Below are 24,771 nucleotides of genomic sequence, written 5' to 3' on the forward strand. Positions count from 1 at the left end.
AATCCATCACTAGCCCTTATCTCTCGTTCCGTTCCTCCGGAAGAATCGAAGCAGAAGTTGAGAGGAACCCGATTCGTAAACAAGCGACCCGGGAAGGTTCAGCTCAACCTCGGTTCCCACTCCGGGCTCGCTCCACACCGCCAGCTGTCCGCTAATCCGTTTGGCGCGCTCCCGCATCCCAGGCAGTCCCCAATGCCCGGCACGCTCTCCTTCCTCAAGAACCTTTCGGTCAATGCCCTTGCCATCGTCCCGAATTCGCACGCGAAGCAGCCTCTTCCCATACGTAATCTCCGCCTCGATATTCTGCGCTTCACTATGCTTGAAGGAGTTTCGCAGCGCCTCTCGAACGATGTGATAAACGTCATCTCGAAAGATTGGATCTAGCGGCTTCGCTGTGCCTTCCTCAACAACAGAAAAGTTCGGCGAATTCCCTCCTACCCGGTTGGCCCCAAGTTCATTCCCGAGAGAGGTGATCGTATGAGCAAGATCGTCATCGACCAGCGTAGACCCTCGTATGTCATAGATCGCGTTGCGTCCTTCCACCATCGCCTGGTCCGCGCTCTCCAGAGCGGCGTCGAGATTCTTCCCAGCCTCCAAAGGATCTTTCGGAAGAAGATCCCGCGCCGTCTGAAAATGCAGAATCAATCCCTGGAAACTTTGCAACAGCGTGTCGTGAAGCTCTCGAGCGATCCTCGTTCGTTCCGAGAGACGCTCAATAAATTGGATATCCATCCGCGCCGTCACCTGCCCCACATGCCACTGATAGACAGCCCACGCAAGGGTCCCCACCGCTGCCGCGCACAGCAAAAGAAACCAGCTCGTCTGGTAGAACGCCGGAACGATTGTCAGATTTAAGGAGGGTCCATCTCGATTCCAAGCTCCATTGCTATTACTGGCGATCACGCGGAACGTGTAGGAACCCGGATCGAGATTCGTATACACAGCTTCCTGCGCCGCAACCGCTCCACTCCAGCCTCGATCGAACCCGTCAAGGTGATACTGATACCGCACGCGCTCAGGCATCGAAAGGCTCACACCCGAAAAGCTGAACGCAACTCGCTGGCGAACAGATGGGATGCGAACAGACTCCGCTAAATCGATCGGAACACCATCCACTGAGACAGCATCGATCTTCGCAACCACGAGCGCTCCGTCCTTCGCCGCTCGACTAGGATCCACCACCGACAATCCGTGATTCATCGAAAACCATATGCGCCCAGACGAATCTGCAATCACCGATCTCTGTCTCTTGATGCCCTCCACACCATTCAATCCATCGGCCAGCCCATACTCCCGTACATCCTCCTCCTGGACTCTGCCGTTCAGCAGGCTGTCGCGCTTCACACGCATAACATGATTGGACGTTGCAATCCAAAGCCATCCACTCCTGTCCTCAGCAATGCCGAAGATCTGCTCCTGCAGCGAACGGGGTACATCACGGGGAATATGTCCGACATTGGAGGTGAAATATCCAATACCAGATGGCGTTCCGACCCAGAGCACGTGGGCCGAGTCCTCAAACAAGCAATCTATATCGCGCGACGGCAGCCCCTGTGTCTCGGTATAGTTTTGCCATTGCCCACGCGACAATGAAGTAAGACCAATCGGCGTTCCAAACCACATAGTACCGTCAGAGCCTGCCGTCATCGCAGTTACGTTATTCGACGGCATCCCATTCGTCGTCGTGTAGGAAGTAAATTTACCGTCTTTCAACTCACCTACGCCGCCGCTCAGAGTCCCGACCCACACCGATCCGTTGCGATTCAGAGCAACCGCATACACACTGTCCTGAGGCAGTCCCTCCGCATGAGTGTAGGTTCTGGCATCCATGCCGCCACTGCGAACACGCAACTGCGTGAGCCCGCCTCTTTGTCGCCCCACCCACACCTCGTCACCGCGTCCTGCGATGGAATAGACCACATCTTTATCCAAACCCGCAGCACTCACACTCTCGATATGCCCATCCTTCATCCAGCGCAACCCACCATCGAGAGGAGCAAACCACGCACGTCCATCCCCATCGACATACACAGGTCCACCACTCCTTTCGGGTGAACCCTTCGCGATCGCAAAACTCATAAAAGAGCTGTCTCGGAGCCGTTCAATGCCCTGCGTCGTTCCAATCCAGATATCTCCCTCTCGATCCTCAAAGAGAGAGTTCACTGCATGCCCTGACTGAGTCGTCGTCCCGCCATCATAAGAAACCCCATGGGAGTTGAACCGCAGTAAACCATGAGTGGTCCCCATCCAGATATTTCCATCCCGATCACGAATCGCTGAAAGAACCTGTGCACTCCCGAGTGCAGACGGCAGGCCTTCACGAGTAAGTTTCGAACCCGTCCAACGCAGCACACCTCGATCGGTACCAATCCACAGTTCGCCATGCTCCATTGGAAGAAGACAATTGATACTTCCGTCGCCCACTCCCTGCGGAACGTCATAGACTCTCCCGCCTTTCAAGTAGAAGAGGCCTTTATCCCGTGTCCCTAACCAGACAATCCCGTCTGTTGTCTCCGCTACCGCGATCACCTCGGTGCTCGGTTTGGCGAATCGGTGCGTGGCTACACCGGTTGCCCAACTCAATCGACTGGAAAGTTCGTCATTCGTCACCGAGCTTGTGGAAGAGTCCGATCTCGCATCAGGAGCGATAAGAGTCTGATAGCTTGCCCCGCGATAATTCAGTGGCCCCAACGTCAGCGAGGAGAGCAGAGCTGAACCATCTCTTCCCCGTCCGAGAGATGTAATTCCAACCTCTGCTTCATTGTGGCCGGGATCAAACTTTCCGTCGTGGTATCGCAGAATCTTCGTGTTCTCCAGAAGAATCCATAAATTCGACTGAGAATCGGCAATCAATTCCTGCACCGGGCCAATCGGAATTGACCTTGGACTCTCCTGATAGACGCGAAAGTTTGCTCCATCGAAACGAATCAGGCCCTTCGCTGTCCCAATCCAGAGATACCCATCTGCGGTCTGAGCGATCGAGTTCACGGACCCGCCCGTAAAACCTCTCTCTAGCCCCCAACTCTCCCGAATGTACTGCGAAATAGCCCGATTTGGATCGACAGCATAAACCGTGTGGGCGAAGCACATCACCAACAGCACCGCCACCACCTTGCCGGCAAACCGAGGAACGTTCATAACTTCATCACGGAAGATACTCGAACTTCTCCAGAACAACTTCGTCGTCTTTCTGCATTGGATTCTTATCACTCGCAACCACGTAGAAGAGAAACTGCATCTTTTCGTGGCCAGAGGACGGCACCCCCGACGTAAACAAATGTTCCGACACAACCGGCGCGCCTTGATGCGTTGATTGCCCTCGAACGGTGACAAACTTCACGCGTCCCGGCTCCCAATGAAAGGAGTGAGTCAAAACACCAGCCGGAGCCACAAACGGAGCCACATTTCCAGGAACATAGAAGGGCTGTACCGCGAATTGCGCATTGTTCTTGTTGGTGGCGTCCCCCCAACGGCCCAACTCAACGTCCAACTCGCGATAGTTCTGCTCTCCACCCCAATCGTCGAACGTATTCAAACTCAGAATGGCAGCAGGATCCAGTTGAGACGTGTCTCGCACCGTCACAATATAAGTCCCATACCCCAGGCTGCGTGACAGCACCGCTTCCGCACAGGACCACTTGTTTCCTTTTTTCTTGATGCGGAGGTGGAGCGCCCCGTCCTTATCGACCCATGCATTGTCACCATCATAGAGACTGTTCGTTCCGCCGCGATCCCCTGCGATCGTCCGTACATCCCAGTCATATCCGCTGAATTTAATCGGCACGGTAGGCGCGATCTGAGGTGTGCCAACGCCGTCCACAATCTTCAACGCAACAACTGCACCGCCCGGTACGGGCGCTACATCCATCGTGGCCGGCGGATGATACCCAGGGTCAACCAACAAAGCAGCGTATTTAAATCCAAGATGGCTCGACGTACTCCAGCTCGAGTCCGGCTGTATGGAAAGGAACGGCTGGTCGGGCCACGGCTGAACCCACCACGGCCCGCTCATCGCATAAATCACAACTCGCTGACCCGGCTTGGCTCCCGTGACACGCCCCGAGATCGTATCCACTCGCTCACGACCTCCCTGCGCGGCCGGAGGAATCGTCGTAAATTCAACTACCGGACCGGCCGCCCCTTGCTTGGAGTGGCAGCCGGCAAGCAAAAACAGGGATACCGTAAGACAAACCGCAAATCCAATCGAACCCAACGAGGCAGCTTTCCACATCAGCCGCAATCCACACCCCAGTCGATGATGAAGCCGGAAGCCGTTCATTGAAGCAGTCACGTGATCTTGCACCACAGAAACCCTCCGGAACAATTGCAGTCTTCTACGTTGAGATAGCAATCATAGTCCATCCAACCCCCCTCCCATCAACAAGTGCGACCGTCGTTAAGTCCACTTCCAGCAAAAGAAAAACTCCAGACCTCTGCCTCTCCCAGTATGCGAACTTCATCTGCGGCAACGAATCCGAGTCATCGAAAAGCCATGCTCCTCATGGTGTAAGATATGGTCTTCCGCCAGCAAAGATGCGGCTGGATCTTGCAACATAGATCTGAAGCAGCGCAGTTTAAGCACCGAAGTCCCCGCGGACGACGTTCCAGGGGGCCCAACCTGAGGCAGTCCAACCAGCCCACCTTGGGCAGCGACATCACTTTCGTAAAGCAACACCACCGGAGTTCTTCACATGGCAAAGGGCGTCAATAAAGTCTTCCTCCTCGGCAACGTCGGCAAAGACCCCGAGATCCGTTCCACCACCGGCGGCATGACCGTCGCCAGCTTCTCTCTGGCCACCGCCGACCGGCAGAAAGATGCCCAGGGCAACTGGACAGACAAGACCGAGTGGCACAATATCGTCTGCTTCCAGCGCACCGCTGAGGTCGTCCGCGATTACGTCAAAAAGGGCTCGCAGATCCTCGTCGAAGGCAAAATTCAGACCCGCTCCTGGGACGACAAGACAAGCGGCGAGAAGAAGTACAAGACCGAGATCCTCGTCAACGAGCTCACCCTCCTCGGCGGAAAACCGGCTGGCGAAGGTGCCTCCAGCGGCGGCTACTCCAAATCCAACACCGCCAGCTACGACCAGCGCCCCCCCTCCAGCCAACCCGACTACGCCGACGTAGGCATCACCGACGACGACATCCCCTTCTAGAAATCTCTCATCCGTCGTGTCTCTTAACTCCCCGAGAGAGGAGACAAGTGTGGAGGAGGTGAATCAATGTTCTCTCCTCCACGCGATGAAGTTGAAAACTCGGATTTCACTTCTACTGCCAACGAACTCTCACAACTTCTTCCTCTGCTCAGATACCCCTCAAAAGGAGTCTTTAATCCGACTCGATAGGGCGTAGACGAGCTCGGTGCCTCCGTGTACTTTTCAGTGCAGGGAGGAGATTATGCACAGCGGATACTCGATTCTTCAAGAAGATACGTCGACAGGGGACATGCTCTCCCAAGCGAAGTGGTACAGCCTTTGCCAACTAATCAATGAGCTACTGATTAAAAATCAGATCTTGAGAACACGCTTGCAGCGCTATGACTCATCCGTGTCGCTCACGACACAGTCTTACTGAGGGCGGTATCTCCGCGCATGTCCTCTCGCGAGCTCTCGCCTTTTGGGGCGAGACTTCTTTTCAGACAAGGTTCGTGCAACCTCTACAGACTATGCAACCAAATGGGTGTTTCCAAAGCCAGCGCGATCACATGAGCCCTGCGTCGACTGTGACCAACGGAAATCCAAACGGCTAGGGCTCGCGAAAGCGATATCCAATGTAGCTGTCTGTCAGGATATAAGTTGGATTCGCGGGATCGTCTTCGAGTTTCTTGCGAAGCTGGCCAATGAGGACGCGTAGGTACGCACGATCATTTCCGTTATCAGGACCACGTAGTGCCGCAAGTATTCGAGCATGCATAACCGGCCGACCAGCATGCGCCATCAGAAGCTGAAGAGCATCGAATTCACGTGGCGTCAAATGGACCTCAATCCCGGATCGCTCGACGCGCCGTCGAACCGGATCAAGCGTTATGGCTCCATATCGGATGGGCATCTCGGCCGGAGTTTCGGGTGCCCGAAATCTACGAATAGCGGCACGTATCCTGGCTACTAGCTCGCGCGTCTGAAATGGCTTAGTCACATAGTCGTCCGCGCCCGCCTCCAACGCCTCGACTTTATCATCTTCACTGTCACGAACCGTCAGCATAAGAATCGGCAATTTCGTATACGCACGCCTGATGCGTCGACAGGTTTCTATCCCTCCAATACCAGGCATATTAATATCCAGCAGCACTGCCTCATAATCCACCATGCGCAGACGGGTGAGGCCATCTTCTCCATTGCCGGCCTCGCCTATGTCGAAGCCTATGACGTCAAGAGTGGTGCGCAGGCTGCGTCGCAGCGCGGTGTCGTCTTCTACAATCAGTACTCTTCCTTGTGAGTCGTCCATATCAGGCCTCCCTGTGAATGAGAGGTAGCGCGAACGAGAACGTAGTGTTTACCTCAGACTCGCATTCAACCCACACTCTGCCGGTGTGCGCCTCAGCAATACGTTTCGTGACAGAAAGTCCGATGCCAGTCCCTGGCGCCTTATGTTGAGACCCGGGGGACCGGTAAAAGCGCTGAAAAATGCGAAGCCTCTCTTCAGGGGCGATAAAAGATCCTTCGTTCTGCACGTTGAACACTACCTCCGTGTCGGTCGACCTCACACGGAGCGTGATTGGCGAACCGGGACTCCCATATTTCGAAGCGTTGTCGAGCATTTGCAAAAGCGCCATTTCAAGCAAACGTCCGTCCGCCCACACACAGCTTCCCCGTGTTTCGTCGATGGTCCGTAGAGGATGATCCATCAAGCTATGGGCGACTTGTGCTCTACAATCGCGGAACAATTGATCCAGAGAGAGCCTCTCGCGTTCCACCTTTAATTGCCCCTCATCTAACTCAGCGGTTCGCAGCACCTGATCAGTCAGCTTAGCTAAACGTGTCGCCTGTTCATCGATGAGAGACACGAGTTCTCTCTCCGGATATTCAAGGCGGCTAATCTCCAGCAGTCCCGAACTTGCGCTCTGGATCGTGGCCAGCGGCGTCTTGAATGCGTGAGCCAAACCGTCGAGAACGGTCGACCTCAACTGTTCGCTCCGCTTTGCAGCTTCAGCATTACTCTCCGCGGCAAAGCAATACGCCCTCTCCAGAGCAATCGCCGAGAGAGAAGCAATCGCATCCACGGATCGAGGATCCAGGCAGCTCTCACCAGAAGAGCCTGCGATGTAGATTGCGCCGACAGGCCTGGTCCCCAGTCTCAACACGCGCTTGAATTTGCAAGATACTAGGTCATTCTCACAAAGCTCGTGAAAATACGTTGCGCGAACTTCATCGTCCGGAATTGTATCTTTCCCTGCCCTGTCCATTCGCACTTCGCGCGCGTCCCACAGGGCCACCGCATCAGCATGAAACGTATCAGCAATCAGTCTTGTTAGCTGTGCGCCCACTTCATCACGACGGTCCAACATCAAAATGTCCCTGCTCGTCAGATAGAGCTTCTCCAGCCTTGTCCGTTCACTCTCAGTTTGTAAGGCCTTCCCCGTAATCCGGTCTGCAAAGTGACCAGCCGTCAAAGCTACAGTGACAAATATTGCCGATGAGATCCAGTCCTGAGGGTCATGTTCAAGGAGTGAAAAGATGGGTGGCATGTAGAAGTAGTCAAGGCATGCGACCGACAATACTGAGGCGACTGCCGCTTCAGGAAATCCCCATCGGAACGCGATCAACATCACAAGAACTAATTCGATAAGACCCGCGGTCAATGCCTTGCCGTGAATCAGATAGATAGCGCCTGTAAGCAATGAAATAACCGGAATCATCGCAACGGTATGCAGCAGGCGCTTGGTGACTTGCGTGTACTTCATCTCTTACTTATTAGAATACTGCCGATTTACTCGCAATTCTCGCGCTCCTCTGCGTGGAGATGAAGAAAGTTATAAGCAAACCATAAATGTTCCTATCTCACTTAGGTCCTAGTCATGGGATGTCGTCTTTGATAAGGCATGGCAGCCGATTTGTGCTGACAGACTGGAGAAAAACCATGGCCTCTTACAGAGGAACCATACGTCCCGTTTCACCCTCTACTTCTTATTCTTTGATGTCTTTGGAGGCAATCCCCTCGCTCGCCCAGCAGGCAACAAAATCGCGAATCGCTCAAAAGCACTATCTAACAACCTTGTTGACTATCCTTGTCGTGCTGCTCTGCATCAGCAACTCTCGCTTGGAGGCGCAATCTACATTTGGCAGTATTCGCGGAATTGTTCAGGACAGCACTGGCGCCGCAATCCCAGATGCGCAGATCACCCTACACAGCATCGATGAAAATACTGACCGCACGACGACGGCGGATGCTTCCGGTAGTTATGAATTTGATAACGTCCTTGCGAACAGATACAGCATCCGTGCGAAGCACGATGGATTCGCCGACACAATCGTCTCCGGCGCCACTCTGGCCGCTCGACAGGACCTTCGGTACACGCTCGTGATGACGATTGCCCAACAGGCCACCACCGTGGAGGTCACCTCTTCGGCAACCCAGGTCAATACAGAGAACGGTGTGATCGGAGACTCCAAGGGAAATGGCGAAATAGGCCAATTGCCATTGAATTTCCGCGCTTCAACCACCAGCCCATTGAGTGCACTAACTACTTCTTCGAACGTGCAACAGGATAGTCAGGGAAATATTGCCATTGGTGGCGCAACCTCCAACATGATCGGCTTCTCTGTCGACGGAATCTCAACGACAAACGTCTTCAACAGCGCCGCCGGTGCAAATCCGTATCCTTCGGCCGAGGGAATCGCGGAACTGAAAGTAACAGCATTCAACAACAATGCTGAGTTTGCGCAGGTAGGTGATGTCACATTCACGACCAGAGGCGGAACGAACAACCTTCATGGAAGCCTCTTCGAATATCTTCAGAACGATGCACTCGATGCTCGCGTGTTGAACTTCGCGGAGAAGGCCCCAAAACAGTTCAATACATTTGGCGGCAGTATTGGTGGTCCGGTAGTTATTCCGCATCTCTATAACGGCCACGACAAAACATTCTTCTTCGTTGACTACGAGGGTAATAGGAGACGGACGTCGCAAGCAGAGCAGTACACAGTACCGACTGCACTCGAAAGAACAGGAAACTTAAGTGAGCTTGCATCCACTCTTCCTAACGGAGTCTTGACTAACCCGTCCACTGGACAACCGTACCCGAACTTTACCATTCCAAATATCAGCCCCTTCGCAACGGCGCTGCTCAACAAGTACTACCCGCTTCCGAACCTGCCTTCCACCGTCGGTGGCGTCAACTACCAGACACTGGTTCCGATTCCATCGAATACAGATGGGTTCGACGCTCGTCTTGATCAGGTCCTTACGTCGAAGCAGCAGGTATATGCGCGCTTCAACCGAAAAAATCTTACTGTCAACGTTGTCAATCCGCTATTGCCAAACGACGTGGATAGCGAACACGATCGTAGCTTCCTCATCTCCCACAACTACGTAATCAGCAGTCGATTTCTGAATGAGTTTCGCTATGGCTTCACCGACACGATTCTATCCCCGAACTTCGGAATTGAAGGTGCGGCAGCTCTTCAAGGCCTGAATCTTCAAGTAGGTGGTGCCCAGGGCGTAAACGTTTCCAACCATCCAACAGATCAGGGATTCCCCAGCATCGTCTTCTCCGACGGAACCAATTTCACTCCAATCGGCAGAGACCACGTCGGACCGACTCAGTCCACAACCAAACAGATTGCGGACAATTTCACTTACAGCCGTGGCAGGCACACCATTCGTGCCGGTGTCGATGTTCGTTGGGTGCGCTTCGCTGTGCCGGAGATCGAGACGCCCTCGGATGACTATGGTCTATTCACCTTCAATCAAAACACGTTTACCGGAAGCTCCTTTGGCGATCTTCTGCTTGGCGCTCCCAACACCACCTACTTCGCAGTAACTGGGCCGAGAGATGATGCAGGCGGCGCTCAGACGGGCATCTATGGACAGGATCAGTGGCAGATAAATGATCGCCTGACGCTCAACTTCGGTCTGCGCTGGGAACTCCTTCCTCCGTTCGTCGACAAGAACGGAATTCAGGCGAACTTCGATCCTAACTACAACGGACCGGGTGCGAACGGACAGGGCGCGGTTCTCGTAAACAACATCCTGCTGAATGGCCTCAAGCCGGCTCCCGACTTTCTGGCCTCGTTTGACGCCTGTGGTTTAGCCGGTGTCAACCCGAACTACAACCCTGCTACATGTACTCCTGTGGTTACAAATAGTCAGGATGGCGTGTCGACTGGTCTCCGGCAGACGTATCTTCGTAACTTTGACCCACGCGTCAGCTTCGCTTACAGGCCTGACAATAAGACGGTAGTTCGCGCCGGCTTCGGGATATTCACGGTGACCGCACTGGGGCAACTACAAAACAACAATGAGAGCAACCCCCAAGCCGCCGTCAACACCTGGCAGAACAACAACAACGGTGTGCCAATTTTTGCCTTCCCACAGGTCACGCCACCTGGCGCAGGATTCCAGTTTGGTGGAGGAGAGCTGGAGCAGGCTACAAATCCGCGATACCGTGATGCGCAATCGGCACAGTGGAACCTGACGGTTGAACGAGAGCTCACCAACAGCACCTCGGTGCGCGTCAGCTACGTGGGCATGAACTCCTACCGGCTCAACGTCACGGAGAACCTGAATCAGACCAGACCCAGCGCCACACCCTATAACTTCGCCAACGCTCCATTCCAGAATTGGGGAGTCATCTTCTCGACGAATAACCTTGGTGGCCAGAACTACCAGGGGCTTGAGTTGGAAGCTACTCACCGAACGGGAAGGGGGCTGTCCTATCAGGCCAACTATTCCTGGACCCACAATATTAGCGACGCTCAGGGCGATGCTCCTACCGCGTTCCAGGGCGAGACTCGCTATGGTCTTGCGGATCTCAATCGCTTCGACGTCAGTGAAAACCGCGGCAATGTTGTCGGGACGCGGCGTCAGCGTCTTCTTGTAGTAGGGACGTACGAGCTGCCATTCGGCAAGGGACGGCAATGGTTGAACTCTTCACCCGTTGTCGGCGGCATACTTGGCGGTTGGAATGTCAACACAATCACGCTGCTGCAAACGGGGCCGTACCTGACTCCAACCGACAGCATTACCGCTGACCAGACCAACACCGATCCGGCAGGAGATGGATCGATTGTCCGCCCTGATAGGGTCGGCAATCCAATTCCCGCTAATCGGTCTGCGAGCAATTATTTCAACTTCAATGCGTTTGCCCACACGCCGCTCAATGCGGGACGGGTTGGCAACGCTGGGGTCGGTACTCTCGAGGCGCCCGGCACGATCGCAGTCAGCGCTGGCCTGGCCAAGATGATCGCTGTCAGAGAAAACTGGCGCCTGCGCTTCGAATCGACGTTTACCAACGTCCTCAACCGCACTAACTATGCACCGCCACCGACGAACATAAGCAGTCAGTCCTCGTTTGGCGTGCTTACCGCCGCCCAGACGGCAGAAAACGCTGGGAACCGTACAGGTCAGATCGCCTTACGAGTTGAATTCTAGATCAAGTGGAGGCAAAGCCAGTGGCGTTGGGCCGGGGCGGAGTATCAAGATACTTCGCCCCGCCTGAGGCCGGTACGCCAAGGGTAGTGTCCCTCCGCGTACAACAACTTAAGATAGTGCAATGAAATGACTCGCGTCTGACTACCTCCTGACAAATCCCCTCTCTTCTCTCTCTACTCTTCAACTTGACCGGACCTGTGTCTTTCATCCGGCAAGCAATCTGCATCATCCGCAGAGAAAAAAGAGAGATCATGTTAAACAATTCTTGTTCTTCGGCCCCTGCAGCAAATAAGCTCACCTCGCGTCGCGGTCCCCGCACTTTCATTCAATCCAACGCAAAAAATCTCCTCACTCTTCTCCTCGCAGCCTCCTCTCTCACGGTTGCAGCCCGTGCTCAAACTGCCGGCTCCTACCAGGCAACCAACATTCTCTCCGACGGATCAGTAACCGCCGCCGTTACAGATCCCCAGTTCATCAATCCGTGGGGTGTCTCCGTCGGCCCTGCCTTCTGGATCAACACCCAGGCGACCGGCCTCGACTACGTCGCCACAGCGACAGGAACCATCCCCTTCAAGGTAACCATCCCCACCGCCGCCGGCGCCGGTACAGGCACTCCCACCGGCACCATTTTCAACTCCTCCACAACGAACTTCAAGCTGCCTAATGGCTCCGCTGCAACCTTCCTCTTCTCCACGCTCGACGGCACCATCAGCGGTTGGAACGCAGCTCTGGGCACCACCAACAGCATCGCTCAAATCGCCCTCAACAACAGCGCCGCCAACGCCGACTACACCGACATCGCACAGCTCACCAACTCCACCGGCACCTTCCTCCTCGCCGCAAACTTCGGCGCCGGCACCGACATCGAGGTCTACGACACCAACTTCAAGCCCGCAAAACTCGCCGGCGCATTCACCGACACCAACCTTCCCGCCAACTACGCGCCCTTCGCCGTACACGTCATCGGCAATCAGGTCTTCATCACCTACGCCCTGCGCGCCACCAACACCGCTTCACCCGCCGCACCAACGCCGACTCCGACCCCAGCGCCCACACCAACTCCAGCGCCAACCCCCACACCTTCGCCAATCGTGGGACCCTATGCCATCTCCTCATCGGGACCTCGCGCCGCAGCCATCGGCTACGCCCAGACCGTAGGCGCGGGTAACGGCATCGTCGACGTATTCGATCTCAACGGCAACTTCGTCTCACGCGCTATCACCGGCGGCAACCTCAACGCGCCCTGGGGAGTAGCCATCGCCCCCACGGGCTTCGGCATCTTCGGCGGCGACCTCCTCGTCGGCAACTTCGGCGACGGCCTCATCAACGTCTACAACCCCACCACCTTCGCCTTCCTCGGACAGCTCACCGACGCAACTGGCAAGCCTCTCGCCTTCGCATCTCTCTGGGAGATCGTCTTCGGCCAAAGCAACGCGACCCCCGCAGGCGCAGGGGATCCCAACACCCTCTACATCGCCGCTGGCCTCACCAACGAAGCCCACGGCCTCTTCGCCGGAATCGCCAACACCACGGCCTCCACCGCCCCTGCAGCCTTCGGCTTCAGCGCATCAACCTCCGCTGCCACTGTCACTGCAGGCAACTCCACCACAGCAACCATCAGCGTCGCACCCACCAACAGCTTCAGCGGCAACGTAGCCTTGTCCTGCAGCGGTCCGGTCGGTGTCACCTGCACCTTCTCGCCCAGCACGCTCTCGGTCACACCCACAGCAGCAGTCACCAGCACCGTAACCATCCAGACTGCGGCCGGCATGGCCCACCTCCAAAAGAACAATCCCTGGACCAAAGGCCCAGCCGCCATCACTGTTGCATTCCTTCTGCCCTTCGGTTCTCTCCTTGTCTTCACCCGCAGACGCGCCATCGGCAAGTCAACCCCCTTGCAGTTGCTGAGTCTCTTCGCTCTTCTCGTCATCTCCACCGGCGTAGTAGTCGGCTGCTCCGGCTCTTCAACCCCGGCACCAGTCGCCTCTACCCCAGCTCCCACCGCGCCCACCACACCGGCAACCCCCGGCACCCCGGCTGGCTTACAGATGGTGACCATCACGGCCACCTCCGGAAGCCTCACCCAGAACACGACCATTGCACTCACAGTGCAGTAGTCAACAGACGTCCTTCCTCACGGCCGCCCGCAACATGGGGCGGCCGCTTTTTCGTATCGGAGCAAATAAAAACACCGCAGCAATACTGGTACGATAAGTGGATGGGAATGAGGTCTCCCAAAACCGCCGTACAGATCCGGCTGATGACCTCTGCCAATTCGATCTTCTTAATCTGAGGAACAACGAGGCAGACGATGTCATATCTCTGGGTCACAATCGGCAGTGCGTTAGGCGGACTTCTGCGTTACGCCATCACGCGTCTCACTATCACCTACAGCATCGGCTTTCCCTTCGGCACAGTCCTTATCAACGTGCTCGGCTCCTTCGTCATTGGATACTTCGGCACACTCACTCTACAAAACGGCCGCTTCCCTGCCTCCGACAACCTTCGCCTCTTTGTCATGGTCGGCATCTGCGGAGGCTTCACCACCTTCTCCTCCTTCAGCCTTCAGACCTTCGACCTCATGCGCTCCGGCGCCTGGGGCAGAGCGTTGGCAAACGTTCTTCTCTCTGTCGTCTTATGCGTCGCCGCAGTCGCCGCCGGCCACATGCTCGCTCACCGTTCCACCCCAGCGCAGGCCATCGCCGAAACGGCTCAAGAGGAATATACCGGGTAAACTAACCACATGATCGACGAAGCCACCTTCCGCCGCGTGTCCGACAAAGCCCTCGAGTCCCTCAAGCAATCTCTCATCTCCGCCGAGGACGACGACGCAGGCTTCGAATTCGAAGACAACAACGGCGTCATGAACATCATCTTCGAGAACGGCTCCAGCAAGTTCGTCATCACCCCCAACACTCCAATCCGTCAGGTTTGGATCTCCGCTCAATCCACCAGCTACAAACTGGAGTGGGCTGAAGCCACCAACGCCTTCACACTCACGAAGACCGGAGAAGACCTCAAAACCCTCACCCAGCGCCTGCTCCGCGAGCACCTCAACGACCCCAGCATCACCCTCCCCTAGCGCCGATCCAAACAAATCCAGCGCCACTTCGAGCAAAGCAAGTTAGAATTGCCCAACCACCCCAGCCAATCCGCCCCGGGGTAGAAAACACACAATCTCCTACGACTCCGCTCCCGTAGCTGGGAAGATGAGATAGCCATCATGACGCCGAAGCTGTCCGTAGCCATCATCACGCTCAACGAAGAGGCCAATCTGGCCCGGACCCTCGCCAGCGTCCAATTCGCCGACGAGATCATCGTCGTCGACTCCGGCTCCACCGACCGCACCCTCGAGATCGCCGCCTCCTTCAAAGCCAAACTCTTCCTCGAACCCTGGCAAGGTTTCGCCCGTCAGAAGAATTTCGCGATCGAGCAATGCACCGGAACTTGGATCCTCTCCCTCGACGCCGACGAAGCCCTCACCCCCGAACTCCAGACCGAGATCGGCGCCGTGCTCTCCGGCAACCCGACCGCCGATGCCTACCTCCTCCGCCGTCGCAACCTCTTCCTCGGTCGCTGGATTCGCCACGGTGGCTTCTACCCCGACCCGCATCTCCGTCTCTTCCGCCGCCACTCTGCCAACTTCGCTCCTCCCGCCCGCTTCACCGACCGGCCCGTCCACGAGACCATCGCCCTCGACGGCGTCACCGAAACCCTCAAGCATGACATCGTCCACCACGCCTACCCCACCATCGAGAGCTACATTGAAAGCCTCAACCGCTACAGCACCCTCGGTGCACAAACCATCATCGACAAAGGCCACACCAGCCACAGCCGTCTCGCTCTCCTTCACAACGTCCTAATCCGTCCCATCCTTACCTTCTTCCGAAACTATCTCCTCCGCCTCGGCTTCCTCGACGGCCGCGAAGGCCTCCTGCTTCACCTCTATCACTCCACCTATACCAGCTGGCAACACGCCAAAGCCTGGCAGACCGTCCGCAACCGCTGAAACACCTTCGCGGAAAACTTGTAATTCCGAAGACGCATTCAACCGCGATACGTCCGTTACCGAATTTGCGGAATGGACGAAAAGCTTTTTTCTTGAATATATTCAACTGACCATGAATGTTTCGCCACGCGCCGTCCTGTATCTGCTCCTTTTCTCCCTCTTCTTCTCTTCAAAGAGTCCCGCCCAATCATCTCCGGCAGCCAGTAACGCCACCTGCAAGATCGACAAAACATCCCCTACCGACGCCGAACTCGCCTTCTACCGCCAGGACTACAAAAAAGCAGCCGACCTCGCCGCAGCCGGATACAAAGCCGACCCTAAAAACAGTCGCAGCCGTCAGCTCGAAATCGACAGTCTCATCGGCATGGGTAGACTCGACGAAGCCCGCAAGGCGACCGACGCATGGACCCTCGCTGAGCCGACCAACGCTGTCGCCATCGTCACCGCCGGCGAGCTACGCCACGCGGAAGGAGACTGGATCGAGTCTTACGCGCTCATGCTCAAGGCTCTTAAGGCCGACCCCTGTCTCCCCAGCGCCTTCCAGGGTCTCGCGGAATACGAATCCCTCAGCGGCTATCACGCCACCGCGCAGAAGCACCTCAATATCGCGCATCAGCTGAGCCCCAACAACGACGACATCCGCCTGGCATGGATCAACTCGCTGAGCGACGCACAGTCTGTTGCCGAACTCGGCAAATTTATCCAAGACTCCAAAACCCTCGACGACAAGCGGCGCACCATTCTCACGACCCGACTCAACCAGGAGACCTCCGCCCTCAAAAATCGCTGCGAGCTCTCCTCCGCCACCAGCCCCGTTCGAATCCCGATGGCGCCCGTCTACGGCACCGTCGGTATCGACCACTACGGTCTCGAAGTCGCCTTCAACGGACACAAGCGCACCCTCCAGATCGACACCCGCGCCAGTGGCCTTCTCCTCACCCACAACTCATATTCTGGAATGGGTCTGCAAAAAGTGAACTCCTCCCACGTATATGACCCAGGCACTCAGGAAGCCATCGTCGCCGATCTGTTCACCGCCGCATCAGTTCGCATCGGAAACGTCGAATTCAAAAACTGCAACGTCACAGCTCTGGACAACACGAGCGCCATGAGCGGCGAAGCCGACGCCGGACAGCGTGTCGATCAAGGAGACGGACTCATCGGCACCGACATCTTCTCCCGCTATCTCGTCACCCTCGACTACGCAAAACACGAAGTTCAGCTTGAGCCCCTGCCGCAACCGCCGTCACCCCCTGCCGGACCGCTCGACGCGCTCGGTGGCGATCCGGCAAACGACCACAGCAGCTTCGACCGCTTCAAAGCGCCACTGATGCAGAAATGGACCAGCATCTACCTCCAAGGTCCTGAGATCATCATGCCCACTGTGATCGACGGTAAGAAGCCCACACTCTTCACCGTCGACACCGGCGCGTCCGCCACCGTGATCGACACCAGTTTCGCCAGCCAGATGAAGCACAGCAAAGGAAGCACATCCGTCACTGACTTCGCGGGCCTGCGACTCCCTGCCACAGCGATGGACCCGGTTGACCTCGCCCGATTCGACGGAGTTCACGGCATCCTCGGCTACCCCACCCTCCAGCAACTCATCATTCACATCGACTATCGCGACAACCTCGTTCTCTTCGAAGCCCCCGCCGCCCACAAGTAAAGAAAGCTGAGCCGACGCGTGGTGAAAGGAGATCGAACTCTTCTCACCACAACTCACACCATCGAAACACCACGTTCCCACCACAAACCACCATCAAAACACCAGGCCACGACACCAGCCCAAACACCCTACCGTGATCAGAGAATTCGATCCAGCTTGGGAAGTCGAAGAGCAGCCTGCACCGTCACCCAGCTCAACAAAACCGTGGCAAAAAACACAAACAGAAACTTGAAGCCGGCCGCTACAGGCCGATTCAAAACTATCCGTTGCAGCCACAACACAAACACGTAGTGCACCAGGTACATCCCATAGGCGCACCGGCTCATCGAGTTCATCCACCACCGCGGCTTCATCTCAACCCCACGAAACAAAGCCGGAAAACCAAAGCAACTAGCCACGCAGCTCAGCACCCATAGCAACGCCCACACTCCTCCCTGTCCTGGAGCCGAAAGCCGGTGCACCACCATCAGCTGCGGAACAAACCAGAGCGCGTTGTACGCCAACACACATCCCGCCATCCACAGCGGCCATCGCCGCGCCAACCCATCGTCACGCGCTAAAAGCCCTTCAGAAAAACCGGGTGCCCCAATCAGAAAGCCCAGCGCAAACCACAGGGCATATAGCCCGCCCCGCGAAGATTGCACCCAAACCGGAAACCCCAGCCAAGCCGACGGCCCGAAACGTGCCAGCAAAGGCACAAACACAATCGCCGACAAGAAAAAGCAAACCACGAAGCTCGCGAGGGACCTGCACCTCAACCGCAACACGAAGCGTTCGGCTCGCGGCATCCACCGCCGCAACGGAATCACCGCCAACGCTGCTACAACGTCGAACCAAAGTAGAACCCAGATAAACCACGGTGGCCCCGGATAAAATCCCCTCCTCGCCAGCACCCCGTAAAAATCCATGAATCCATGATTGTTCGCCGACAGCTGCCACGACGCATAGCAAGCAATCGGCATCAGGACCACCAGCGCGAAAATAAAGGGCAGCCCCAACCGCCGCAACCGGTCGCGAATAAAACCCGCCGTGCCATGCCTGCGTAGAGCCGGATAAACAAACAGACCCGAGACAAAAAACATCAACGACATAAAAAACACATCGTTGAAGTTCTCCGCATAGTCGAAAAACGCCCACCGCGTTACATCCACCACAGGAGCCGTCGAAGCCCAAAAAGCCTGTTGCGGATCAAAGTGTGCCCAGCTCGTATAAGCAAGGCAACTATGATGCGCCAGCACCATCAGGGTCAATGTAGTCCGCAGATAATCGATGGAAAGATCACGCTGAGGCGCCACCTCCCGGATGCCTCCCCGATCGCCGCTCAAGGCCGCCGGAGCGCCCATCGACCACCTCACCTGACACCTATCTCTGTAGTCCGAAGCTACGCGCAGACAGCAACGCTTGTTCCACCTGAGCGCCCGCTACCCCGAGGGCAAAGCTTCAAAAATCTTGTCAAGCCCCTTCCTCGCGAAAACCCGCGCCAACACAGGAGATTCGCGTGGCGTATTTACGCGGCCAACTCTCTATAATTAAAAGTAGGAGAATTGCAGGCGGCTTTCCTTCGCTTGAGCGGTCTAGCTTTTGCAAGCCTATGAGTGCGGTAGCATGGCTGGCATGAGATGGAAACTTCCAATAACTCTGCTCTTGGTCGCGCTAGTCGTCTGCGCGATTTCAGCGGTCATTCTCGGTAGCTTGGGAATAGACATCAATTGGCGCTGGTTCCGCTAAAAGGCTGGTTAGCCAAGTATATTATGCTTAGGTAAACCATTCATTTCAAGTATTTTAGGCGCAACCTGTTTGGAATGAATATATTTTACAGACACACACCCGCTGCAACTAACAGAAACCAGGATACTTCCCTGCAAGATACCCCCAGGGGGAGGGGGTACCCTATCAACGCACGCCCAGATATACTCGCTCCTCGATGACTAATAAGCATCCAATCCGCGTCCTCGTCGCAAAACCCGGCCTCGACGGCCACGACCGCGGCGCAAAAATCATCGCCCGCGCCCTCCGCGACGCCGGAATGGAAGTCATCTACACCGGCCTCCGCCAAACCCCGGAGATGATCGTCTCCGCCGCCATCCAGGAGGACGTCGATTGCATCGGCCTCTCCATCCTCTCCGGAGCCCACAACGTCATCGTCCCCCGCATCACCGCCCTCCTCCGCGAACAGAAGGCCGAAGACATCCTCCTCGTCCTGGGGGGCACCATCCCCGACGAAGATCAGCCAAAATTAAAAGAAAACGGCGTCTCGGCCATCTTCGGACCGGGAACGCCGCTTGAAACCACCATCACCTTCATCCGCGAGAACGTAAAACCTCGCGGCCTGCTCATCCGCTAACGCATCACTACCAAGGCAGCGGCTTACCAAGGTGAATGAACTCACCATTGGGTCCGCTATCCTGCAACGTCGCCATCTCTACCGAGGTCTTCGCGCCCGTCTCGATATCGAGCTGCGCGCCCTCGCCACCCATATCCGTCTTCACCCACCCCGGATGGGCCGAGTTCACCTTGATCTTCGTATCCTTCAACTCATGCGCAAGATGAATCGTGAATGAGTTGAGAGCCGCTTTCGAAGCGTCATACGCAAACGTCTTCGCATCGTAGATAAAAGACCCGGGCGTAGCGTGCAGCGTATTCGAACCCAGAATGCTCGACAGATTCACGATCCGCCCACCCAAACTCTTCTTCAACAAAGGAAGCAGAGTCTGCGTCAGCCCCACCACCGCGAAAAAGTTCGTATTGAACGTCTTCTGCAAAATATCCTTCGAGGTCTTAGAGGTCTCATTTCCCTTCCGACCGTCCAGAAAGATACCCGCATTGTTGACCAGAATATCCAGCCGTCCGTAGTCCTTCTCGATCAACTTCGCCACAGCCGCATAGTCCGTCGAATTATCCACATCCAGCTTCACCGCCCGCGCCTCGACGCCATCCTTCTTCAACTCCGCAACAGCGGCTTCGCCCTTAGCCTCATCGCGAACCCCAATCAACACCGTGATTCCAAGCTTCCCCAGCTGTCGAGCCGTCTCGAGACCAATCCCCTTGTTACCACCCGTAATCAGTGCAACCTTCTTATCAGTACTCATCCAAACTCACCTCATCACAGATCTGACTGCAAGCTATCTACACCATCAGATGACCGAGGACTCAAATACGCCGCAAAACGTGCCGCATATTTCGGCGGTAGCGACCGCTTCTTCATATCCTTACCCACCACAACATGCACAGTCTCCCCCTCGCACAGCAACGCGCCATCTTCCACCCGCAGCACCTTATAGCCGAACTTGATCACCGCACCACGTGCAGCCAACAGCCTCGTCTCGACGACCAACTCATCGTCATATCGAGCCGGCGCACGGTACCGCACATGCACATCTACCACCGCGATCCCACACCCTTCTTCCACTTCCATCCGCTTGTAGTCCAGCCCCATGCTGCGGATCAACTCCACCCGCCCCACCTCAAACCAGATCAGGTAGTTCGAGTGATATACCACGCCCATCTGGTCGGTCTCGGCATACCGCACCCGCACCCCCGCCACCCCTACACGCCTTTCCTCGACAACTTCAATCATCAAGACAGTCTATCCAATCGTGAACCGCGATTGATATCTTCTCCGCAATTGTCGTTATCCCTTTCCCCAAACCGGTTTCCTCTTCTCAAGAAATGCGGCCACACCTTCGCGAAAGTCATGAGTCTCCCGTGCTTTCGCGTTTGCCGCCAGCGCTTCCGCAATCGCCGTATCCAGCCACACCTTGTTCTGCGTCCTCAGCAGCCGTTTTGTGGCCGCCAATGCTTCAGGACTATTCGCCTTCAACAGCGCCACCAACTCCAGAGTCCGCGCCGCAAGCTGCTCCGCCGGTACAACTTCGTTTACAAGACCCAAACGCTGAGCCTCTTCGCTTGTAAAGAGTCGCCCAGTCAGCAACAGATCGCGCGCCGCCTTTTCCCCGATCTGCAACACGAGAAATGCCGAGACAACTGCAGGCACGAACCCGATCTTTACCTCTGTATACCCGAACTTGGCCCCCGGCACCGCCAGCGTAAAGTCGCACATGGTCGCCAGCCCTGTCCCGCCCGCAACCGCGGCTCCATGGACCGCCGCAATCGTGGGCTTCGGGAGTTCGTAGAGTGTTCGAAACAGCTTTGCAATTCGTTCAGCATCCGCGGTAAATTCCGCAGCGGACTTATCATTCATTCCCTGCAGCGAGCTCAAATCCAACCCAGCACAAAACGCTTCGCCCGCGCCTGCAAACACAACCACGCTACAATCGCTAGCAGCAGCCTCTTCCATCGCGACAATCAACTCCTGCTGCATCTCAGGGGTCATCGCATTGCGCCGCTCCGGACGATTCAGAGTAATCATCCGGATTTGGTCTACGTCCGTAACCAAAATTGTTACATAACCCACAAAACCTCCAAACCAGGCTTCAAATCTTGTTCTACTGCACCCTCTCCCCATATTTCCGAGAGATCTCCCCGCTGGCGGCAAGCAGCCCATCAAGCGGCCTCAATGGCTCCAACTCCGCACCTAAACCCTTCAACTCCGCCAGTAATACCTCCGTCGCCACATTCCCCACCAGCGCATCCTGGGCAAAAGGGCATCCACCTAAACCACCAATCGCCGCATCAAACCGCCGGCACCCCGCTTCAAACGCCGCACGAATCTTCGCAGCCGCCTGGTCCGGTCTCGCATGCAGGTGCGCCCCAATCTCGATCCCGTCATGCACAGCCAGAACATCGGCAATGACATCACCCACCTGTTTCGGCGCCGCCAGCCCCACCGTATCGGATAGCGAGATCTGCGTCACCCCGTTGTCCGCCAGCAGGTCGCACGCCGCGACAACCTCATCAATGTCCCACGCTTCGCCATAAGGATTTCCAAATGCCATCGAGATATAAGCCACAACATCCAACCCCGCCTTGTACGCCAACGTACCAATCTTCTCCAACTCCTCGAGCGACTCCTCCGGCGTCTGGTTCTGATTCCGTTGCAAAAACGTCGGCGACACCGAATAAGGAAACCCCAGCGTCTGCACACTTCCAGTCTTCACCGCTCGTTCGGCACCTTTCGCATTCACGACGATTCCGATAATCTCCACATCGTCTGGTGGATCCAGATACTCCAGGACCAACTCCGAATCCGCCATCTGCGGCACCGCCGTTCGCGAAACAAAGCTCACGGCATCGATGTGCTTGAACCCCGCCGCTATCAAAACCCGCAGGTAGTCCGCCTTCACTTCCGCCGGCATATTCTTCGGCAATCCCTGCCATGCATCCCGCGGACATTCAATAATCTTCACGCTATTCATTATCACTTTCAATTCAATCCTATTGGCGTTTAGGTCGTGGGGTCGAAGCGTAGAGCAGTGTCAGCTTGCTTCACCTGAGTTAGGTTTTCTAAGTCGCCAAATTGCAACAACTCTTCGGAATAAGCTTCTAACGAGGGAATAGAGTAATCCCAACAAGCAAACCCAACTTCCAACAGCAAAAATCTTTACCAAGATCGTAAGGGGGGCTTGCGACCATGAATTACAAGGGTTGACAGGATTATGATGGCTGACACCACTTGGATGGGCAGACATATAGGCTATACACGGCTGTATCCACGAAGGCTGATTTGCGGAGAATGCCCAAGTAAATCCAACCAAGAGAACGAACCAAATGATGATTGACCGTGAAATCACGTCTGCAACACCCCCGGATTAAACTTCGGCACATCCGGATTCAAACTGGTCGCCTCCAACGCCGTCATCAGCACCTCCCGCGTCTTCACCGGATCAATAATCGCGTCGATCCAAAGTCTTGCCGCCCCATACCTCGGATCGGCCTGCGCGTCATACGAAGACTTGATTTCGTCATACAGAGCTTTCTTGTCCTCCTCCGTCAGTACCTTTCCTCCGCGCTCAACCTGCTTCGCCCTCACCTCAGCAAGAGTCGTAGCCGCCGAAGCCCCACTCATCACCGCATACCGCGCCGTGGGCCATGCAAACAGAAACCGCGGATCATAAGCCTTTCCGCACATCGCGTAGTGCCCTGCCCCAAAACTCCCACCCACAATAACCGTAATCTTCGGCACCACTGATGTGGACACGGCCGAAACCATCTTTGCCCCAGCGCGAATGATCCCGCTCCACTCCGCATCCTTCCCCACCATGAACCCATTCACATCATGCAAGAAAATCAGCGGAATCAGACTCTGATTGCAATCCATGATGAAACGCGCCGCCTTCTGCGCACTTTCCGTGTAGATCACTCCGCCAAACTCTGTCCGCTTCTCCCCTGCCTGGGGTCCCACAGCCACGGTCTGCGACTGATGCATCTTCTGATTCGCCACGATTCCCACCGCCCGGCCACCAATCCGGGCATACCCGCACAATACAGTTCGCCCAAACTCCGCCTTGTATTCATCGAACTCACTGCGGTCCACAATCCGCGCGATCACCTCCCGCATATCGTAAACATTGCTGGCAGCCTTCGCAGGATCGGGATCGATCAGTCCATACAGATCCTCCACAGCATACTTCGGAGCATCCTTCGCAGAATCGTAATCGACCACGCTGAACGGGGCCTTCGCGGGTGAGCCAATCTTCCCCACCAGAGAGCGCAACCTCGCAAGACAGAGATGATCGTTCGGCTCCTTGAAGTCCACAGTTCCCGAGATCTCCGCATGCATCGAAGCCCCACCGAGTTCCTCCGCCTCTGTCTTCTGCCCGATCGCCGCCTGCACCAACGAAGGGCCCGCCAAAAATAGCCCACTACCCTCCGTCATCAACACGGTATCGGTCATCACCGGCAGGTACGCGCCTCCCGCGACGCACATCCCCATGATCGCCGTAATCTGCGGAACTCCGAGAGAGCTCATCACTGCGTTGTTACGAAACACCCGGCCAAAATCGTCCGTATCCGGAAACACATCCTCCTGAAGCGGCAGAAACACGCCTGCCGAGTCGACCAGATACAGCGTCGGAATCCGGTTCTCCAGCGCAATCGTCTGCGCTCGCAGCACTTTCTTCGCTGTCATCGGAAAGAATGCACCTGCTTTCACCGTCGCGTCATTCGCCACGATCATGCATAACCGGCCACTCACTCTGCCCAGACCCGTCACCACCCCCGCTGCCGGCGCACCGCCATACTCGCCATACATCCCATGCGCCGCCCACAACCCCAACTCCAAAAACTGGCTGCCCTGATCCAACAGCAACGCCAATCGCTCCCGCACGGTCAATCGCCCCTTGGCCTTCTGAGCCTCAGCAGCCTTAGCTCCTCCACCCAGCCGAATCTCGTCCTCTTCCGCCCGCAACGCTGCCATCAATACCTGCAGTGCCGCCCGATTCGCACCAAACCGAGGCGCCTTCACATCCAACTTCGACACCAACGCACTCTCCAACTTCAAATCCTCCGCCATTCACAAAACTTGTCTGCATAGCATCTTAGTCACACATTACGTTCATCGTCTTGCCCGAACCCGTGTAGGCTATCTTCGAACTGAATCCTGACT

Annotated in this window: 18 protein-coding genes and 1 riboswitch; of the genes, 8 read left to right on the top strand and 10 right to left on the bottom strand. The window is 56.1% G+C overall.

Annotated features, from left to right (window positions below):
* Positions 1 to 9: 9 nt before the first annotated feature.
* Positions 10 to 3,138 (bottom strand): sensor histidine kinase, encoded by a 3,129-nt coding sequence (locus HDF14_RS16550; RefSeq protein ID WP_183978786.1) that lies wholly within the window; start codon positions 3,136 to 3,138, stop codon positions 10 to 12.
* A gap of 7 nt (positions 3,139 to 3,145) precedes the next feature.
* A complete protein-coding gene (locus tag HDF14_RS16555) occupies positions 3,146 to 4,306 on the bottom strand; it encodes a hypothetical protein (protein WP_221304732.1) in 1,161 nt (386 codons plus the stop codon).
* A 385-nt stretch (positions 4,307 to 4,691) separates the two neighbouring features.
* Between HDF14_RS16555 and HDF14_RS16560 the strand changes: the two genes are divergently transcribed.
* Positions 4,692 to 5,156 (top strand): single-stranded DNA-binding protein, encoded by a 465-nt coding sequence (locus HDF14_RS16560; RefSeq protein ID WP_183978788.1) that lies wholly within the window; start codon positions 4,692 to 4,694, stop codon positions 5,154 to 5,156.
* A gap of 589 nt (positions 5,157 to 5,745) precedes the next feature.
* Here HDF14_RS16560 and HDF14_RS16565 read toward each other — a convergent pair.
* Together HDF14_RS16565 and HDF14_RS16570 are read right to left on the bottom strand one after the other, a co-directional pair.
* A complete protein-coding gene (locus HDF14_RS16565; RefSeq protein WP_183978790.1) occupies positions 5,746 to 6,444 on the bottom strand; it encodes a response regulator transcription factor in 699 nt (232 codons plus the stop codon).
* A gap of 1 nt (position 6,445) precedes the next feature.
* Positions 6,446 to 7,900, bottom strand: coding sequence for a sensor histidine kinase (locus HDF14_RS16570; protein WP_183978792.1), 1,455 nt, complete (start codon positions 7,898 to 7,900; stop codon positions 6,446 to 6,448).
* A 176-nt stretch (positions 7,901 to 8,076) separates the two neighbouring features.
* Between HDF14_RS16570 and HDF14_RS16575 the strand changes: the two genes are divergently transcribed.
* From HDF14_RS16575 to HDF14_RS16600, 6 genes are all read left to right on the top strand, one after another.
* Positions 8,077 to 11,589 (top strand): TonB-dependent receptor, encoded by a 3,513-nt coding sequence (locus HDF14_RS16575; RefSeq protein WP_183978794.1) that lies wholly within the window; start codon positions 8,077 to 8,079, stop codon positions 11,587 to 11,589.
* A 251-nt stretch (positions 11,590 to 11,840) separates the two neighbouring features.
* Positions 11,841 to 13,706, top strand: coding sequence for a TIGR03118 family protein (locus tag HDF14_RS16580; RefSeq protein ID WP_183978796.1), 1,866 nt, complete (start codon positions 11,841 to 11,843; stop codon positions 13,704 to 13,706).
* 94 nt (positions 13,707 to 13,800) lie between these two features.
* A riboswitch (Fluoride riboswitch) is annotated at positions 13,801 to 13,866 on the top strand.
* Between the two features lie 34 nt (positions 13,867 to 13,900).
* A complete protein-coding gene (gene crcB, locus HDF14_RS16585; protein ID WP_183978798.1) occupies positions 13,901 to 14,323 on the top strand; it encodes a fluoride efflux transporter CrcB in 423 nt (140 codons plus the stop codon).
* A 9-nt stretch (positions 14,324 to 14,332) separates the two neighbouring features.
* The gene (cyaY, locus tag HDF14_RS16590; protein WP_183978799.1) at positions 14,333 to 14,671 is read left to right on the top strand and encodes an iron donor protein CyaY; all 339 of its coding nucleotides are present in this window, start codon (positions 14,333 to 14,335) and stop codon (positions 14,669 to 14,671) included.
* A 141-nt stretch (positions 14,672 to 14,812) separates the two neighbouring features.
* Positions 14,813 to 15,598, top strand: coding sequence for a glycosyltransferase family 2 protein (locus HDF14_RS16595; protein ID WP_183978801.1), 786 nt, complete (start codon positions 14,813 to 14,815; stop codon positions 15,596 to 15,598).
* 112 nt (positions 15,599 to 15,710) lie between these two features.
* Positions 15,711 to 17,267 carry an aspartyl protease family protein gene (locus tag HDF14_RS16600; RefSeq protein WP_183978803.1) on the top strand — a complete coding sequence of 519 codons (1,557 nt, stop codon included), beginning with the start codon at positions 15,711 to 15,713 and terminating at the stop codon, positions 17,265 to 17,267.
* A gap of 137 nt (positions 17,268 to 17,404) precedes the next feature.
* Here HDF14_RS16600 and HDF14_RS16605 read toward each other — a convergent pair whose 3' ends face one another.
* Positions 17,405 to 18,610, bottom strand: coding sequence for an acyltransferase family protein (locus HDF14_RS16605; protein ID WP_183978805.1), 1,206 nt, complete (start codon positions 18,608 to 18,610; stop codon positions 17,405 to 17,407).
* Between the two features lie 581 nt (positions 18,611 to 19,191).
* Here HDF14_RS16605 and HDF14_RS16610 point away from each other — a divergent pair.
* Positions 19,192 to 19,611 carry a cobalamin B12-binding domain-containing protein gene (locus HDF14_RS16610; protein WP_183978807.1) on the top strand — a complete coding sequence of 140 codons (420 nt, stop codon included), beginning with the start codon at positions 19,192 to 19,194 and terminating at the stop codon, positions 19,609 to 19,611.
* A gap of 7 nt (positions 19,612 to 19,618) precedes the next feature.
* Here the strand turns inward: HDF14_RS16610 and HDF14_RS16615 are convergent, their stop codons facing one another.
* The 5 genes from HDF14_RS16615 to HDF14_RS16635 form a co-directional block, all read right to left on the bottom strand.
* Entirely contained in the window at positions 19,619 to 20,356 is a 738-nt protein-coding gene (locus HDF14_RS16615; protein ID WP_183978809.1) for an SDR family oxidoreductase, read from the bottom strand.
* A 14-nt stretch (positions 20,357 to 20,370) separates the two neighbouring features.
* On the bottom strand, positions 20,371 to 20,844 hold the full coding sequence (locus HDF14_RS16620) for an acyl-CoA thioesterase (RefSeq protein ID WP_183978811.1): 474 nt from the start codon (positions 20,842 to 20,844) through the stop codon (positions 20,371 to 20,373).
* A 54-nt stretch (positions 20,845 to 20,898) separates the two neighbouring features.
* Complete coding sequence (locus tag HDF14_RS16625) at positions 20,899 to 21,636, bottom strand: enoyl-CoA hydratase/isomerase family protein (protein WP_260698336.1); 738 nt, start codon at positions 21,634 to 21,636, stop codon at positions 20,899 to 20,901.
* A 76-nt stretch (positions 21,637 to 21,712) separates the two neighbouring features.
* Positions 21,713 to 22,582, bottom strand: coding sequence for a hydroxymethylglutaryl-CoA lyase (locus HDF14_RS16630; RefSeq protein WP_221304733.1), 870 nt, complete (start codon positions 22,580 to 22,582; stop codon positions 21,713 to 21,715).
* A gap of 371 nt (positions 22,583 to 22,953) precedes the next feature.
* A complete protein-coding gene (locus HDF14_RS16635) occupies positions 22,954 to 24,678 on the bottom strand; it encodes an acyl-CoA carboxylase subunit beta (RefSeq protein WP_183978814.1) in 1,725 nt (574 codons plus the stop codon).
* Between the last annotated feature and the right edge of the window lie 93 nt (positions 24,679 to 24,771).

The organism is Tunturiibacter gelidiferens, assembly GCF_014201335.1.
Lineage (GTDB): Bacteria > Acidobacteriota > Terriglobia > Terriglobales > Acidobacteriaceae > Edaphobacter > Edaphobacter lichenicola_E.

Coding starts and splice junctions, on each gene's coding strand:
- HDF14_RS16550 (WP_183978786.1), bottom strand. CDS start 3,138: ATGAACGTTCCTCGGTTTGCCGGCAAGGTGGTGGCGGTGCTGTTGGTG.
- HDF14_RS16560 (WP_183978788.1), top strand. CDS start 4,692: ATGGCAAAGGGCGTCAATAAAGTCTTCCTCCTCGGCAACGTCGGCAAA.
- HDF14_RS16565 (WP_183978790.1), bottom strand. CDS start 6,444: ATGGACGACTCACAAGGAAGAGTACTGATTGTAGAAGACGACACCGCG.
- HDF14_RS16570 (WP_183978792.1), bottom strand. CDS start 7,900: ATGAAGTACACGCAAGTCACCAAGCGCCTGCTGCATACCGTTGCGATG.
- HDF14_RS16575 (WP_183978794.1), top strand. CDS start 8,077: ATGGCCTCTTACAGAGGAACCATACGTCCCGTTTCACCCTCTACTTCT.
- HDF14_RS16580 (WP_183978796.1), top strand. CDS start 11,841: ATGTTAAACAATTCTTGTTCTTCGGCCCCTGCAGCAAATAAGCTCACC.
- crcB (WP_183978798.1), top strand. CDS start 13,901: ATGTCATATCTCTGGGTCACAATCGGCAGTGCGTTAGGCGGACTTCTG.
- cyaY (WP_183978799.1), top strand. CDS start 14,333: ATGATCGACGAAGCCACCTTCCGCCGCGTGTCCGACAAAGCCCTCGAG.
- HDF14_RS16595 (WP_183978801.1), top strand. CDS start 14,813: ATGACGCCGAAGCTGTCCGTAGCCATCATCACGCTCAACGAAGAGGCC.
- HDF14_RS16600 (WP_183978803.1), top strand. CDS start 15,711: ATGAATGTTTCGCCACGCGCCGTCCTGTATCTGCTCCTTTTCTCCCTC.
- HDF14_RS16605 (WP_183978805.1), bottom strand. CDS start 18,610: ATGGGCGCTCCGGCGGCCTTGAGCGGCGATCGGGGAGGCATCCGGGAG.
- HDF14_RS16610 (WP_183978807.1), top strand. CDS start 19,192: ATGACTAATAAGCATCCAATCCGCGTCCTCGTCGCAAAACCCGGCCTC.
- HDF14_RS16615 (WP_183978809.1), bottom strand. CDS start 20,356: ATGAGTACTGATAAGAAGGTTGCACTGATTACGGGTGGTAACAAGGGG.
- HDF14_RS16620 (WP_183978811.1), bottom strand. CDS start 20,844: ATGATTGAAGTTGTCGAGGAAAGGCGTGTAGGGGTGGCGGGGGTGCGG.
- HDF14_RS16625 (WP_260698336.1), bottom strand. CDS start 21,636: ATGATTACTCTGAATCGTCCGGAGCGGCGCAATGCGATGACCCCTGAG.
- HDF14_RS16630 (WP_221304733.1), bottom strand. CDS start 22,582: ATGAATAGCGTGAAGATTATTGAATGTCCGCGGGATGCATGGCAGGGA.
- HDF14_RS16635 (WP_183978814.1), bottom strand. CDS start 24,678: ATGGCGGAGGATTTGAAGTTGGAGAGTGCGTTGGTGTCGAAGTTGGAT.